This is a genomic window from Arthrobacter sp. 18067 (genome assembly GCF_902706295.1).
Lineage (GTDB): Bacteria > Actinomycetota > Actinomycetes > Actinomycetales > Micrococcaceae > Arthrobacter.
In genome coordinates, this window is sequence record NZ_CACSJJ010000011.1 from 1 (window position 1) to 16,043 (window position 16,043).

Consider the following 16,043-nt stretch of genomic DNA (forward strand, 5'->3'; position numbering starts at 1 on the left):
ACCAATTGAAAAACAATCGGTATCAACAAACTTGGCACACTATTGAGTTCTCAAACAACAGACACTACCGGCACCACCCACACCCCACAGGGTCCAGGATCGCTCCGGAGCAACTTTTCAAACTTACACGCTGCCTGCCTCCGGGTCAAATCGGCGAACTTGACTTGATTTTCCTTGCGGTTTCTTGTCAGTTTCACCGTCCTCCACTGGGGAGCAGCGCGGGTACTAACTATACCCCTACTCGACCGGGATGGCAAAACCGCTCAGCGACATGCCTCCTCTTCCAAGCAAAATCCCCGGAAACAAAGGGAAGAGGGCCCGGAGCGCGTGGCTCCGGGCCCTTCCCGACCTACTGAATCCCGCGTGGATCCAAGACTCTACTCAGCCGGCGCGAACCACGAAGCGCCAAGGGGAGGAAGTGTGACGGTCAGTGCTGCAGGCTGGCCGTCCGTCCCCGGCGTCGAAGCCTTCAACGATCCCGCGTTGACCACACCGGAGCCGCCGTACGTTTCGGAGTCGGTGCTCAGGACTTCCCTCCACTCCCCCGCAGACGGAACTCCCAGGATGTAGTCCTGGTGCGGACCGCCGGAGAAGTTCACGGCGCAGACCAACGGCTTGCCGTTGTGATCCCAGCGAATGAAGGTCAGGACGTTGTGGTCGGCGTCCCCGCCATTGATCCACTGGAAGCCACCAGCCTCGTTGTCCCGTTCGTAGAGGGCCGGTGTGGACGAGTACAGCTCGTTAAGATCCTTGACCAGCAGCTGGAGTCCCCGGTGCGCGGGAATGTCGGCGAGGAACCAGTCCAGTCCATATTGCTCGGACCATTCGGCTTCCTGGCCAAACTCGCTGCCCATGAAGATGAGCTGTTTGCCCGGGTGTGCCCACTGGTAGGCAAAGAAGGCCCGGAGGTTTGCCAGCTGCTGCCAACGGTCACCAGGCATCTTCCGGAGCATGGAACCCTTGCCGTGAACTACTTCGTCGTGGCTGATGGGCAGCAGGAAGTTCTCCGTGAAGGCGTAGACCATGGAGAACGTGATGGTGCCGTGATGCCATTTGCGGTTGATGGGGTCTTCGGAGATGTACTTCAGGGAATCGTGCATCCACCCCATGTTCCATTTCAGGCCAAAGCCCAGGCCGCCGTGGTTGGTGGGAGCGGTGACCCCTGGGAACGCCGTGGATTCCTCGGCGATGATGATGGCGCCCGGGTGGGACTTGTAAACAGTGGCGTTGACTTCCTGCATAAAGGAAATCGCCTCGAGGTTTTCGCGTCCGCCGAACTTGTTGGGACGCCACTGTCCCTCCTCACGGGAGTAGTCCAGGTAGATCATGGAGGCCACGGCGTCCACGCGCAGGCCATCGATGTGGAACTCCTCCAGCCAGTACAGCGCATTGGCCACCAGGAAGTTCCTGACCTCGCTTCGTCCGAAGTCGAAGATCAGCGTTCCCCAGTCAGGGTGCTCGCCGAGTGCGGGGTCGGAGTGCTCGTACAGCGGCTGGCCGTCAAACTGCGCCAGCGCCCAGGAATCCTTGGGGAAGTGGGCGGGTACCCAGTCCAGGAGCACGCCAATGCCCGCCTGGTGCAGCGAGTCCACCAGGAACCGGAACTCATCCGGGTGCCCGAACCGCGACGTCGGGGCAAAGTAGGACGTCACCTGGTAGCCCCAGGACCCGCCGAAGGGGTGCTCGGCCACCGGCATGAACTCAACGTGCGAGAAGCCAAGCCATTTGACGTACTCCACGAGCTCTTTGGCCAGTTCTTTGTAGCCAAGGCCCAGGCGCCACGAGCCCAAATGGACTTCGTAGACGCTCATGGGCGAGTTATGCGGGTCCTTCCGGGCGCGGGCGCTCATCCATTCCGCGTCCTTGAAGCGGTAGCTGGGGTCCACGACGCGTGAGGCGGTCAGCGGCGGAACCTCGGTGCCGAAAGCCAAGGGATCGGCCTTCTCTACCCAGTGACCGGCCTTCGTGAGGATCTCGTATTTGTAGCACGCCCCTGCTACAACACCTGGAATGAAGAGTTCCCAGACGCCGGATGAACCCAGCGAGCGCATTCCATGCGAGCGCCCGTCCCATCCATTGAAGTCGCCCTTGACCCGGACAGCCTGGGCGTTCGGAGCCCAGACAGCGAACGAGACCCCGTCTACGTCGCTGAGCGCGGAACTGTAGTGCTGTACGTGCGCACCGAGGACGTCCCACAGGCGTTCATGACGACCTTCGCCGATGAGGTGCAGGTCCACCTCACCTACGGTAGGCAGGTAGTGGTACGGGTCATCGATGATGACGGGTTCGGCGTCGTACACCACTTCCAAACGGTAGTCCGGCACGTGGCCGGCCTGCAGCGGTTCCAGGACGGCGGCCCACACCCCATGCGCTTCGTGCGTCATGTCGGTGCGGCCGGTTTCGGTCACCACCGCCACGGACTTGGCGAGGTGCTTCACCGTCCGGATGGTGACGTGGCCGTGGTCGTCCAGATGTGCGCCGAGGACAGAATGCGGCGCATGGTAGGCGCCGGCTGCCACGCGTTCCAAGGTCTCGGAGTCCACATGCAATGGGACTCGGGGCCGTTCGGTGCGTGCAGAGCCAGTCATGTCTTTACCTTCCGCTATAGCTGCCGCATGCTTGCCGCGGCTTGAGTTGTCGAGGATTCTTCGCGATGCATTCACCGGAATGGACAGCCAGTCGGGCCGGTTCCGCAGCTCGTAAACCACCTCGTATAAAGCCTTGTCCAGCCACAATGCCACAAAGAGCGGCGAGCGGCGGTCTATGGTTCCGGGAGTGACTTCGCTGTACCCCTCAAGGAACGCTTGTGCGCACTCGTCCACCCAGGATTCGTGGACCTTGGCGTCCGCATTTTCGCGCGTGGCGGCGCCGGCGGCATAGTCAAACGATCGCAGCATGCCCGTGACATCGCGGAGGGGAAGATCAGGAGTATTACGTTCATCAATGGTCCGTAGCGGCTCCCCCTCGAAGTCGAGAATCGCCCAACGTCCCGGCTGCCCTTCGGCGCCGGGAACCAAGAGGATCTGCCCCAGATGGAGGTCACCGTGGACACGCTGCAACTGGCCAACGTCCCGGGGATCCAGAGCCGCCAACAGTTCGTCCAGGTTGTCGTCATAAGGCCCGACGGCGGATGAGGCTTCTGCCCACGACTGGCGGACGCGCCGGACAACAGTTGCGATGATGTCCGGACCCTGTCCCTGGCCGTCCTGGGTTCCAAAGGTTTGCGCGAGCCTGGCGTGGACCGTCGCGGTGGCCGCCCCGAGCCCACGGGCCTCGGCGGTGAAATCCTTGCCGGCTGCGGCTGCCTCTACTGCCAACCGCCAGGCATCCAATCCTCCGACCAGGAATTCATGGGCCACTGTCAGCTCGCCAGTCGCCGCTGCCGGACCGTTCGACGCCGGTCCTTGCCACGAGCCCGTGATCCAGCCGAGCGTCGCGGGAACCTCGCTGGTTCCGGCTGCGGTCAGGGCGGCGCCCAGTTCAACCTCGGGATTTTTGCCAGCCGCCAGCACACGGAAGATCTTCACGATCGCCGCCGAATCGCCGTCGTCGATGATGACGGACGTGTTGGACTGCTCCCCGGACAGAACGCGTACGGAGGTGGGTGTTTCCGGGAGCGCGACGCGTCCGCGGGTCAGGTGCCCTTGGGCGCCGCCCTCAAGTCCCTCGCTGCGCATCAGCTCCAACCAGGCGGCGACAAACTCGGAATCGAAGACGGCGTCGTAGATCAGGTGGAGGCCCGAATCGTCGGTAAACTCGCCCACCAAGGCCGCCGGAGCGTCCACCAGCGGTTGGCTCCGATAGCTCAACGGAACCTGGACCACGTCAGTCCGGGGACCGCCGTCGGCCGTCCGGTAGGTCACTGCCAGCAGCACCACCTCAAAATTAGTGTCACCGCCATTGCCCGGGAGGCTGAAACCGCCCACCTGCTCCAGCGCAAAATCGGGGCTATTGACCGGGAACCAACGCTTGCCTGGAAGCCAGTTACGGAGAAGTCCTTCAACGGAGGGGTTCAAGTTTTCCTTGCTCATCTCATCCTTTGGAGGTCACCACGGGAATCGCCTGGGTAAAAGGCGACGAGGGATTGGAAAAGGCCGAGCGGACCCTCAGCCAGTAGAAGCTGTGGCTGCCCAGCATCACGGTCAGATGACCGTTGTCGCCGACGGCCGGAAAGGGCTGGCCGCCGAAAATATCGCGCAGGCCGCGGCCCGCGAACTCAGGGATGTCCAATGTTGCCGCCACGGGGTGCTGGGAGAGGTTGAAGACGCACAGAATGGTTTCGGCGTCCTCCCCCTCGGGGTTGCCCGCCGGCAATTCCCGAACGTAGGCAAGCACCACCTCATGGTCCGCTTCAATGTGCCGGAAACCGCCCAGGCCAAACACCGGGTGGTTCTTGCGCACGCTGAGGATCTGCCGGGTCCAGCGCAACAGTGAACCCGAGTGCGCTGCCTCGGCTTCAACGTTGACCATGCTGTAGTTGTAGACGAGCGACTGGATGACCGGAAGGTACAGCTTGCCCGGATCTGCTCCCGAGAAACCGGCGTTGCGATCCGGGTTCCACTGCATAGGAGTGCGGACGGCATCGCGGTCATCGAGCCAGATGTTGTCTCCCATGCCGATTTCGTCCCCGTAGTACAGGAAGGGACTGCCCGGCAGGGAGAGCAGCAAAGCGTTGATGAGCTCGATCTCCGAGCGGGAGTTGTCCAACAGAGGCGCCAAGCGCCGTCGGATGCCGATGTTGGCGCGCATCCGGGGATCTGGGGCATACCAGCCCAACATGGCGGCACGTTCCTCCCCCGGCACCATCTCCAGGGTGAGTTCATCGTGGTTCCGCAGGAAAGTTCCCCACTGGGCACCCTTTGGAATTTCCGGGGTGTCGCGCAAGGTCTCGATGATGGGCGCGGCCTTCTGGTCCCGGAGTGCGTAGTAAAGCCGCGGCATGATGGGGAAGTGGAACGCCATGTGGCATTCGGGCGCTTCCTCGGTGCCGAAATACTCCACCACTTCATGCGGGGGCTGGTTGGCCTCGGCAATGATCACCCTGCCGGGATAGTTAGCGTCCACCATGCGCCGAAGGTCCTGCAGGAAGGTGTGCGTAGCCGGCAGGTTCTCGCAGTTGGTGCCGTCTTCCTCAAACAGGTACGGAATGGCGTCGGCCCGGAAGCCATCGATCCCCTGGTCCAGCCAGAACCGGACCACGTCATAGAGGGCCTCGATGACCTTGGGGTTCTCGAAGTTCAGGTCCGGCTGGTGGCTGAAGAAACGGTGCCAGAAGAACTGCCGCCGGATGGGATCGAACGTCCAGTTCGATTCCTCGGTGTCAACGAAGATGATGCGGGCGTCCTGGTACTTCTCATCGGTATCGCTCCACACATAGAAATCGCCATAGGGACCTGTGGGATCCTTGCGGGATTCCTGGAACCATGGGTGCTGGTCGGACGTGTGGTTCAAGGGAAGGTCGATGATCACCCTGACGCCGCGGGCGTGTGCCTCGGCAACCAGCCGCTTGAAGTCGCTGATGGTGCCGAACTCGTCCAATACTGACGTGTAGTCCGCGATGTCATAGCCGCCATCGCGCAACGGGGAATGGAAGAACGGCGGCAACCACAGGCAGTCAACGCCGAGCCACTGCAGGTAATCCAGCTTCTCGATCAACCCATGGAAGTCGCCGGAACCATCCCCGTTGGCATCCGCAAAGGCCCGCACCAGTACCTCGTAGAAGACTGCCTTTCGGTACCAGTTGGGATCATGCTGGAGACCTGGGGCGTTCAACTCGAAGGTGTTCTTCGGAGTGAAGTACTGGCTTGGGTTCTGCGGAGAAAAACTCACTAAGGCTGCCTCCGGATGCTCAGGATGTGAGCCGGTTCCACATGGGCATCCAGCCGGACGTAGTTGTGCTCGCCCCACTCCCAACTCTGGCCCGTGATCAGGTCATCCACCCGGAACCGGCCGTCGTCGTTGAGATCCCGGGAGTCCAGTTGCAGGGCCGCCAGGTCCAGGGAGACCGTGCTCTCGCGGGCGCTGTGCGGATCCACGTTGACCACAACGATCAAGGTGTCCTTGGTGCCGTCCGGCAGCGTCTTGTGCTTGGAGTACACGATCGTGGCATCATCCGTGCTGCTGTGCAGCGTCAGGTTCTGCAGGTCGCCCAGGGCAACGTGATCCTTGCGGATCGTGTTGAGCCTGGTGATGTAGGGAGCCAGCGTGCGTCCGGACTCGGCTGCACCTTCCCAGTCCCTCGCCTTGTACTCGTACTTTTCGTTGTCGATGTACTCTTCGGCGCCCGGACGGGCCACGTGCTCATACAACTCATAACCGGCGTAGACACCCCAGAGCGGGCTGGCCGTCGCGGCCAGCGCAGCCCGGATGCGGAAGGCTGCCGGACCGCCATACTGCAGGTACTCGGTGAGGATATCCGGGGTGTTCACAAAGAAGTTCGGGCGGAAGAACGCCGGGCTCTCGTGGCTGACCTCGTGGAAGTACTGTTCCAGCTCCGTCTTGGTGTTCCGCCACGTGAAGTACGTGTAGGACTGCTGGAATCCTGCGCGACCCAACGCGTGCATCATCGGGGGGCGGGTGAAGGCTTCCGCCAGGAAAACAACCTCGGGGTTCTTTTTGTTGATCTTGCCGATCAGCCATTCCCAGAACCAGACAGGCTTGGTGTGGGGATTGTCCACGCGGAAAATCTTCACACCATGGCTGATCCACAACTGCACGATCCGCAGAATTTCCTTGGAGAGGCCGGTGGGATCATTGTCGAAGTTCAGGGGATAAATGTCCTGGTACTTCTTCGGCGGGTTTTCTGCGTAGGCAATGGAACCGTCCACTCGGGTGGTGAACCATTCGGGGTTGGACGTCACCCAAGGGTGGTCCGGAGCCGCCTGCAGGGCGAGGTCCAAAGCAACCTCAAGTCCCAGATCGTTGGCACGCGCCACGAACGCGTCGAAGTCTTCGAACGTCCCCAGTTCCGGGTGGATGGCATCATGGCCACCGTCCTTGGAGCCGATGGCCCACGGCGAACCGGGATCCTGCGGCCCGGGCGTCAACGTGTTGTTGCGGCCCTTACGGTGCTGGAAGCCGATCGGGTGGATGGGCGGCAGGTAGATGACGTCGAAGCCCATGTCCGCCACGGCGTCGAGCCTCTTGGCAGCTGTGTGGAAATTACCGGAAGTCCACACTCCAGTGGAGTGGTCCACCACGGCTCCCTCTGAGCGCGGGAAGAACTCGTACCAGGAACCGCGGCCTGCGAGGTCGCGCTCCACCTGGAGCGGGAAACGCTCCGAAACGGTCACCAGCTCGCGGATCGGAAGACGTTCGACGGCGGCCAGCACCTCCGGGCTGAAACCGGCACCGAGGCGCTGTTCGGCGGTTTTGGTGGGGTCTGCCAGCACAAGGGAAGCGGCACGCAGGGTGCGCTTTTCCGCGCCGGTACGTCCGGCGTCGTCGGCTGCTCCTGACAGGAGGGCGGCGCCCTCGGCGAGCATCAACTCGACGTCGATGCCGGCAGCGACCTTCACCTCTGCATTGTGGTGCCACGTTCCGTAGCGGTCATGCCAAGCCTCGATAACGAACGACCATGCCCCTGTGCCGCCCGGCGTGATCAGGCCCTCCCAGCGGTCCAGGCCCTTCCACTGCTCACCCTGTGCAGGGCTCAGACGCACGCGCTGGCGCTCCCTGCCCCTGGGATCGAGCAGCACGGCGGAAACACCCAGCTGGTCATGGCCTTCACGGAACACCGTGGCGCCAACCACGAGGTCCTCCCCCGGCAAGGCCTTCGCCGGGAAACGGCCACCCTCAACAACCGGCTGAACGGCCGTGATGGGGAACCGGCCGAAGCGAAGTCCGTCGGTGATGTCCGTTTTCGTCTTGGATTTCAGAGCGGTGATGGTTCGCACGGTATTCGTCACAAGCACGACGTTAGCGACAAACATCACAGAATGCTAAGCACACGACCTTTCTTCTCGACGCAAGATGTCTTTTACCTAAAAGAAACCCAATGCGGTTCCGACTGCCATGTGAGTCCGTTAGTGTGGCGCTCGTGAAGGCAATTCGAAGGTTTACAGTCCGTACCGTCCTCCCCGAGCCCATCCGGCCCCTGGCACGTCTGGCCACCAATTTACGTTGGTCATGGCACCGCCCCACTCGGGAACTTTTCGCGAGCCTCAACCCGGCTCTCTGGGAGGCGTCGCAGCACGACCCCATAGCTCTTCTTGGGTCGATCAGCCGCGAACAGTTGCAGGACCTGGCCAACAACGGCGAAGTAGTGGACCGCGTGCAGCACGCCGCCGCCGACTTGGACCGGTACCTCAGCGAACCTCGCTGGTACCAGGGCCTCGGCGAAGACGCTCCGGCCTGCATTGCCTACTTCTCCCCCGAGTTCGGTATCACGGAAGTACTTCCGCAATACTCCGGCGGCCTTGGCATCCTGGCAGGCGACCACCTCAAGGCCGCGTCCGACCTCGGGGTGCCGCTGATCGGCGTTGGTCTCCTCTACCAGGCCGGTTACTTCAAGCAGTCGCTGTCCCGCGACGCCTGGCAGCAGGAAACCTACCCCGTGCTGGACCCCGACGGCCTGCCGCTGACCCTGCTCCGCCACGCGGCCAAGGACGGCGTCCCCGGAAAGCCGGTCCAGATCTCCCTGCCGCTGCCCAACGGCCGCGAGCTTCACGCGCACGTGTGGCGTGCCGACGTCGGACGCGTTCCGCTGCTGCTGCTGGACTCCAACGTCCCCTCCAACGACGAAGCCGCGCGCGGCATCACCGACCGCCTCTACGGTGGCGGCGGCGACCACCGGCTGCAGCAGGAACTCCTCCTGGGCATGGGCGGCGTCAAGGCCCTCCGCGTCTACCAGGAACTCACAGGCACGCCCGCGCCGGAAGTGTTCCACACCAACGAAGGCCACGCAGGTTTCCTGGGGATCGAACGCATCCAGGAAGCCATGTCCGATCCCAACGAGCCCCTCAGCTGGGACGAAGCCCTCGCCGCAGGTCGCGCCTCCACCGTCTTCACGACGCACACGCCCGTCCCGGCAGGCATCGACCGCTTCGAGACCGTGCAGATCAAGCACTTCTTCGAAGCCGGGCTGGCGCCCTCCGTACCGACGGACCGGATCCTTGAGCTCGGCCGTGAAAACTACGACGGCGGCAACCCGTCCGTTTTCAACATGGCCGTGATGGGCCTTCGACTGGCGCAGCGCGCCAACGGCGTAGCCAAGCTGCACGGCGTGGTGTCCCGCGAGATGTTTGCCGGCCTGTGGCCAGGATTCGACCACTCCGAAATCCCCATCACCTCCGTCACCAACGGCGTCCACGTGCCCACGTGGGTGGACCCCCGCATCTCTTCCCTGGCACGGACCCAGTTCGGGGCCGAAGCCGAAGCACTGGGACGTTGGGACTTGGCCTACAACGTCAGCGATGAAGACGTCTGGGGCCTCCGCAGGGAACTGCGCGCCCAGCTCATCGACGACGTTCGACGCCGGCTCCGGGCTTCGTGGAAGAAACGCGGCGCAGCAGATGCCGAACTCGGCTGGACCGATTCAGTGCTGGACCCGGACGTGCTCACCATCGGTTTCGCGCGCCGTGTGCCCACGTACAAGCGGCTCACCCTCATGCTGCGGGACCCCGCACGCTTGAAGGCCCTCCTGCTGGATCCGAAGCACCCCATCCAGCTGGTCATCGCCGGCAAGTCGCACCCCGCTGACGACGCCGGCAAGAAGATGATCCAGGACCTGGTGCGCTTCACCGACGACCCCGAAGTGCGGCACAGGATCGTGTTCCTGCCGAACTACGACATCGCCATGGCCCGGACGCTGTTCCCCGGCTGCGACGTCTGGCTCAACAACCCGCTCCGCCCGCTGGAAGCTTGCGGCACCTCCGGGATGAAAGCCGCCATCAACGGCTCGCTCAACCTGTCCGTCCTTGACGGCTGGTGGGACGAAATGTACGACGGCGAAAACGGTTGGGCGATCCCCACCGCCAACAACGGCGCCTCAGCCGATGAACGGGACGACATCGAGGCATCGGCACTCTACGAGCTGCTCGAGAACCAGGTGGCGCCACGATTCTACGGAACCACCGTGGCCCAGGGTGCCGGTGCCGCAGGACCCTCCGAGTCCAGCCGCGAGACCGTACCCACGCACTGGGTATCGATGATCAAGCACACGCTGGCCAACCTGGGTCCCGCAGTCTCGGCCGAACGCATGCTCCACGACTACGTCAACAACCTCTACTGCCCGGCCGCTGTATCCGGACGCAGGGCTGTTGCCGAATCCTTCAAGGAAGCCAAGGAACTCGCCGCCTGGACCACCAAGGTCCGGAACGCGTGGCCCCAGGTCGTGGTGGAACACGTTGACTCCGTGGGTGTCTCCGAGGAACCCCAGGTGGGCGACAGCCTTCAGGTCAACGCCTACGTGGCCCTCAACAGCCTCACCCCGGATGACGTGTCCGTGGAGGTGGCCTTCGGCCGCGCAGAGGAATCCGACGAACTCGAGGACATCGTGGTGGCCGAGCTGGACTCCTTGGAAGACCTGGGCGGCGGACGCCACCTCTTCCACGGATCCGTGGTCATCAACCGCTCGGGCTCCTTCGGCTACACGGTACGAGTGTTCCCGAAGCACACGGCACTGGCTTCCAAGGCTGAACTGGGGTTGATCGCGAACGCCTAAGCCTGTGTCCGCCCGCTGGGCAACACTGATCCTCCGCGTGCTGGCTCGTTCCTCGCCTTTGACGCACGCTTCCGGACCACTGTTGCCCAGTAGGGCGTGTGGCAGTTAGGCCGGTTCGGCGATTTTAGTTCTCGAAAACCGCGATGACTGCGAGGTCCCGGCCGGCGTACCGCTCTGCGTCCTGCAGGATCTCGCAGACTACGCCGAAGGAACGGTCCGTGCGGTAGGCCGCCGGGACTTGCCAGATCATGGTGACCGGGCTGCCGTCATCCTCTGACAGGGCATCGGCGTAGTCGTGCAGGGAGTCGTTCAAGGCGTCAAGGTTCACGCCGTAGTACTCGGGGAAATCGAGTACTTGGCCGAAGACCTCCAAGACCGCCTGCTTTGTTGTTGCCGGGGGAACCATGACGGTTCTCCGGCCGGCGTCAGCAACCTGCTCCCGTAGTTCTTCGAGGGTCCAGGTGTCTGCGGAATAGATCTTCATGGTGCTCCTACTTGCCTTCGACGATGAACTTGAACGACTCGTAATGGTCCGCGGTGTAGTACTTGGCGGCGTCCTTGCCCACGATGATCCGGCGGGCGCCGCGGTCGGATTCTCCGGGCGTCTGAACCGTGTATTCCTTGTAGAAGCCACCGGATTTCTTGGGCAGGAGGCCTTCGAAGTTGCCGAAGTTAACGCCGTCGCGGTCGTACGGGTACGGGCCACCCTTCGCGATAAGGGCCAGCGTCTGCCGGGCTTCCTTGGGTAGCTGCGAGGCATTGATGGTGGGCAGGGTCGAAGGGTTTGCCACAGCGGAGGCGGCCGACGTCGCGGAGCCAGGCTCCGGCGTCGTGGTTTGGGCTGTCAGCCCGCTGCCGCCCACCATGGCGACCACCAGCACGACGACGGCGATCACCAGTCCCGCGAAAGCCACGAGTTTGCTGCGGCTGCGGTTCATGCGAAGAACTCCTGATTGGTGTGCCTACGTGCGGTAGATGTTGATGGTGTTGGCTTGCAGGATATCCCGCTCGCCGGAGGCCACCAACGCGCCCTTCCGGCGGTCGTGCAACACCGACGTGGTGAAACGAAGTTCAAACATGCGCTTGCCGATGCCCGATTCGCTGAGGATCTCCGGCAGGACCATCTTCACGTCCTGGTTGCTGCCATTAACCACGATCAGGCCACGAATTTCGCTGTCCTCATGGCCCATCAGGAGCTGGACGGAGCGCACGTTGGGGTCGTTCCAGCGCGCCGGCGTCATCCGCTTACCCTTATCGTCAAACCACTGCAGGCTGGAATCGTTCGCGTTGCCGGGGAAGCTCTCAGGCTGATGCCGCAGGAACCAGCGGCGGAGCCTGACCAGCTCCCGTGTGGTCCTGAACATGGCGTTGGCTTCCTGGGTTCGGCTCCAGTCCAGCCATGCCGTGGGATTGTCCTGGCAGTAGGCGTTGTTGTTGCCCTGCTGGGTGCGGCCAAGTTCATCGCCGGCTGTGATCATGGGGACGCCGAAGGACAACAGCAGGGTGGCCATCAGGTTCCGAACGGATAGGGCACGGGCGGCAACGATGGCCTCGTTCTCGCTCCTGCCTTCCACGCCGTGATTGTAGCTGCGGTTATCTCCGTGGCCGTCGCGGTTCTGCTCGCCGTTGGCCTCGTTGTGCTTACGGTCGTAACTGACCAAGTCCTTGAGGGTGAAGCCGTCGTGGGCCGTGATGAAGTTGACCGAGGCCAGCCGGGTGCGCCCGGACGAGGCGAAGAGGTTCGCGGAACCGGCCATGAGCTCAGCCAACGAGGCCACGGAACCGCCCTGGCCGCCTGCTTCGATGGCGGCACGGTCAGACAGCCAGAAGCTGCGGACACCGTCTCGGAAGTGGTCATTCCAATCCGACCACCCCTGCGGGAAGCGGCCTGTCTGCCAGCCACCATAGCCAACGTCCCAAGGCTCGGCGATGAGCTTAACCGCCGACAATACCGGATCCTCGGCAATGGCTTGCAGGAAGGGGTGCTGGGGATCGAACGTGTTGCCCGCGTCCCGGCATAGGGTCACTGCGAGGTCGAAGCGGAAGCCATCCACGTGGAAGTCGTTTACCCAGTACCGCAGGGAATCCAGGGCCAGATCCACTACTACGGGATCGCTGAAGTCCAAGGTGTTGCCACAGCCGGTGGTGTCCAAGTAGCGCCCGTGGGCATCGTGCCGGTAATACCGCTTCTCGGCCAGTCCACGGAAGCTGAGGGCAGGCCCGTCCGGACCTGCTTCGGCGGTGTGGTTGTACACCACGTCCAGGATGACCTCGATGCCCGCTGCGTGCAGCAACTTGATCATGCCCTTGAGCTCGTCCTGCACCGCGTGGGGGCCGGCGTTGCGCGCAGCTTCGGTTGCGTAGTCCGAATGCGGGGCAAAGAAGGCAGCCGTGTTGTAGCCCCAGTAGTTGGTCATGCCAAGGTCCTGGAGATGTGACTCGTCCAAGTGGAAATGGATTGGCAGGAGCTGGACAGCGGTGATGCCAAGCTCTGTGAGGTGCTGGATCATCACCGGGTGCGCCATGCCGGCGTAGGTGCCGCGGAGGTGCTCCGGGATATCCGGGTGAAGCATCGTCTGGCCACGGACGTGGGCCTCGTAGATGACCGAGGTTCGCAGCGGAACACGCGGCGGTTGGTCATCGCCCCAGTCAAAGCCGGTTTCCAGGTGGACGCTCGTGAGGAACTCGCCCCGCTGGTCCACAGCGCGACCGTAAGGATCGAGCAGCAGCCGCTGATCGCCGTCGTCGTCCAGGTCCAAAGCCGGCACGGACATGGGGAGGCCGGTCTCGGAAGGTGCCGCGCGGAAGCCATAACGGGTGCCCGGCGGCATCCCGCTCACCAGCCCGAAATGCACGCCGTCCTCGACGTTGGGAAGGATGTGGGCGCGCCACGGTTCGCCGGGAGCCTGGAAGGCAATCTCTACCTGCTCCAGGTCGGGCGCGAAAACTGCCACGTTCACGTGATGGTTCTGCGTGTTTCCGGCATCGGCGAAGCCGGGCTGGGGCGTGCTCAGTCCGAGGGGCCGTGGCCGCGGGGCGTCGACGGCGGCTGCTGTGTCAAAAATAGGCATAACCATTGCTTGCAAGTTTAGTTCCACGCCAAGTATGTGCCGCGCCGGCTACTCATGTGACGACGTTCTGCGTAGCGATTTCATTACTTGCGCGCTAAGCGCCAGATTTCATGTGCCGCTCACGTGCTGGAACGTTGTTCCGGAACCGGATTCAGGCTGTGGGGACTACGTCAATGTGTCGCATGGGACGCCTCCGGGGCGCCCGCTTGGCATACTGGGACGGAGACAACTGGAGGTTCTATCGTGCGCGTGGCACTCGCCCAAGTCATCACCGGCCGGGATCTGGCCGACAACCTGCGGCTCCTGGAGGAGTACGCCCGCCTGGCCAAGGACGGCGGCGCCGAACTGGTGGTGTTCCCCGAGGCCATGATGCGCGCGTTCGGGAACTCGTTGCTGGACATCGCCGAACCTTTGGAAGGGCCGTGGGCCAGCCGCGTGCGCGCCATTGCCGACGAACTGCAAATGGTGATCGTGGCGGGCATGTTCACCCCCGGCGCTCCCTCGGATTCAGGGTCCCACCGCGTGCGAAACACTCTGCTCGCCACCGGACCGGGCGTCGAAACAAGCTACGACAAGATCCACCTTTTCGATGCGTTCGGCTTCGCGGAATCTGACACCGTTGAGGCGGGTACGGACCCCATAACGTTCGACGCCGGCGGCCTCACCTTTGGCTTGGCCACCTGCTACGACATCCGGTTCCCTGCGCTGTTTACGGCCAACGCCGATCGCGGCGCCGTGGTCAACATCGTCTCGGCGTCGTGGGGATCGGGTCCGGGCAAAGCCGAGCAGTGGCAACTCCTCGCCCGCGCCCGCGCCGTGGACACCACCACGTTCGTGCTCGCCTGCGGCCAAGGAGATCCGGCCACGCAGGGCATCGAGGCCAAGGGTGCCGCACCCACAGGAGTGGGGTACTCCGCCATCGTGTCCCCCTTCGGCCAGGTCCTGGAAGCCCTCGAAGGCGAACCGGGCCTCATCTTCGCCGACCTCGACCCCACGGTAGTGAAGGAAGCCCGACAAAAACTCCCGGTGCTGGCGAACCGCCACCGCTTCTGACGCCATTTCAGCATTGAGCGAGCGTCCGCCAAAAACCGACGAAAAGTGAGAGAGCGTCCGCCAAAAACCGACGAGAGGTGAGAGAGCGTCGGACTCAAGGCACACGAAAGGCGCCGCAAGGGCCATCCGGAAGCATGCGTCCAAGCGAGGAACGATCGAGCATTCGGAGGATGGCCCTTGCGGCGCCTGAGCGAGGATGACGGCCGCACCGCCCCACCAAGGACTACTTGGCGGCGCGCTGCCTCGACACTTCGTACAGTGAGATTCCGACGGCCATGGATGCGTTGAGCGACTCCATGGCGGAGTCGATCGGGATCGAGACGATCTGGTCGCAGTTTTCGCGGACGAGCCTGCTGAGGCCCTTGCCTTCGGAGCCCACTACGATGCACACGGGTTCCGTGGCGACGCTGAGGTCTGGGAGCGAAACGTCGCCGTCGCCGTCCAGGCCGAGCACGTAGATGCCCATGTTCTTGAACTGCTTGAGTGCGTTGTTGAGGTTCGACGCGCGGGCAACGGGTACGCGGACAGCGGCACCGGCACTGGTCTTCCAGGCGGACGCGGTAACGCCGACGGAACGACGCTCGGGAACGATCACGCCGTGGCCGCTGAACGCGGAGACGGAGCGGATGATGGCGCCGAGGTTGCGGGGGTCGGTGATGCCGTCCAGTGCAACGAAGATGGGGGCGTTGGAGATGTGCCCCTTCTTCCATTTGGCCAGGGTTGTCTCCGCGAGGTCGTAGGCGTCCTCGTATTCGTATGGCGGGATCTGCAGGACGAGGCCCTGGTGCACAGCGTCCTCGGTCATGCGGTCCAGCTCAACCTTGCCGGTTTCGAGCAACGGGATGCCACGCTCGGCCGCAAGCTTGAGGGATTCCTTGACGCGGTCGTCCATCTCGATGCGGATGGCGACGTGCAATGCCTTGGCCGGAATGCCCGCGCGCAAGGCTTCGACCACCGAGTTGCGGCCGGTAACCAGCTCTTCCGTTGCACGGCCCTTGGGGCCGGAACGGGCACCGGCGCCGCCGGGGCGGGTGCCTGTGCCGCGCTTGGCAGCTGAGCGCTCAGCGAGCTGCTTGTTCTTGTATGCCTTGTGGTAGGTGCGGTCCTCCGCCTTGGGCGTGGGACCCTTGCCCTCCAGGGCCTTGCGGCCGTGGCCACCGGTTCCGGTGGAGGGGCCCTTCTTCTGCTTGACCGACCGGCGACCGTTGTTGGCCATGAGATTCCATCCTTGATTTTGTGAGTAAGTCTGGAATCAA

9 protein-coding genes are annotated in these 16,043 nt (G+C 63.3%); 2 read left to right on the top strand and 7 right to left on the bottom strand.

Features of this window, described 5'->3' with window-relative positions:
• Window positions 1-377: 377 nt before the first annotated feature.
• Genes GVL04_RS12110 through GVL04_RS12120 form a run of 3 tightly spaced genes read right to left on the bottom strand, consistent with a single transcriptional unit; the run spans window position 378 to window position 7,934 of the window.
• Window positions 378-4,031: a 1,4-alpha-glucan branching enzyme gene (locus GVL04_RS12110; protein WP_159704574.1), complete on the bottom strand. Its 3,654-nt coding sequence runs from the start codon at window positions 4,029-4,031 to the stop codon at window positions 378-380.
• 1 nt (window position 4,032) lies between these two features.
• A complete protein-coding gene (gene treS / locus GVL04_RS12115) occupies window positions 4,033-5,829 on the bottom strand; it encodes a maltose alpha-D-glucosyltransferase (RefSeq protein ID WP_159704577.1) in 1,797 nt (598 codons plus the stop codon).
• Window positions 5,829-7,934, bottom strand: coding sequence for an alpha-1,4-glucan--maltose-1-phosphate maltosyltransferase (locus tag GVL04_RS12120; RefSeq protein ID WP_159704580.1), 2,106 nt, complete (start codon window positions 7,932-7,934; stop codon window positions 5,829-5,831). The genes treS and GVL04_RS12120 overlap by 1 nt, the downstream gene beginning before the upstream one ends.
• 104 nt (window positions 7,935-8,038) lie before the next feature.
• On the opposite strand from GVL04_RS12120, the gene glgP reads away from it, so the two are divergent.
• Window positions 8,039-10,663 carry an alpha-glucan family phosphorylase gene (gene glgP, locus GVL04_RS12125; RefSeq protein WP_200846833.1) on the top strand — a complete coding sequence of 875 codons (2,625 nt, stop codon included), beginning with the start codon at window positions 8,039-8,041 and terminating at the stop codon, window positions 10,661-10,663.
• A gap of 124 nt (window positions 10,664-10,787) precedes the next feature.
• On the opposite strand, the gene GVL04_RS12130 is transcribed toward glgP, so the two are convergent.
• Genes GVL04_RS12130 through glgX form a run of 3 tightly spaced genes read right to left on the bottom strand, consistent with a single transcriptional unit; the run spans window position 10,788 to window position 13,740 of the window.
• Window positions 10,788-11,147, bottom strand: a complete 360-nt coding sequence (locus tag GVL04_RS12130) for a barstar family protein (RefSeq protein ID WP_159704586.1) — start codon at window positions 11,145-11,147, stop codon at window positions 10,788-10,790.
• A gap of 7 nt (window positions 11,148-11,154) precedes the next feature.
• On the bottom strand, window positions 11,155-11,601 hold the full coding sequence (locus GVL04_RS12135; protein WP_159704589.1) for a ribonuclease domain-containing protein: 447 nt from the start codon (window positions 11,599-11,601) through the stop codon (window positions 11,155-11,157).
• 24 nt (window positions 11,602-11,625) lie between these two features.
• Window positions 11,626-13,740 (bottom strand): glycogen debranching protein GlgX, encoded by a 2,115-nt coding sequence (glgX, locus tag GVL04_RS12140; protein ID WP_159704940.1) that lies wholly within the window; start codon window positions 13,738-13,740, stop codon window positions 11,626-11,628.
• A 237-nt stretch (window positions 13,741-13,977) separates the two neighbouring features.
• On the opposite strand from glgX, the gene GVL04_RS12145 reads away from it, so the two are divergent.
• Window positions 13,978-14,787 (top strand): carbon-nitrogen hydrolase family protein, encoded by an 810-nt coding sequence (locus GVL04_RS12145; RefSeq protein WP_159704592.1) that lies wholly within the window; start codon window positions 13,978-13,980, stop codon window positions 14,785-14,787.
• Between the two features lie 223 nt (window positions 14,788-15,010).
• Here GVL04_RS12145 and rlmB read toward each other — a convergent pair whose 3' ends face one another.
• Window positions 15,011-16,003 (bottom strand): 23S rRNA (guanosine(2251)-2'-O)-methyltransferase RlmB, encoded by a 993-nt coding sequence (gene rlmB / locus GVL04_RS12150; RefSeq protein WP_159704595.1) that lies wholly within the window; start codon window positions 16,001-16,003, stop codon window positions 15,011-15,013.
• Between the last annotated feature and the right edge of the window lie 40 nt (window positions 16,004-16,043).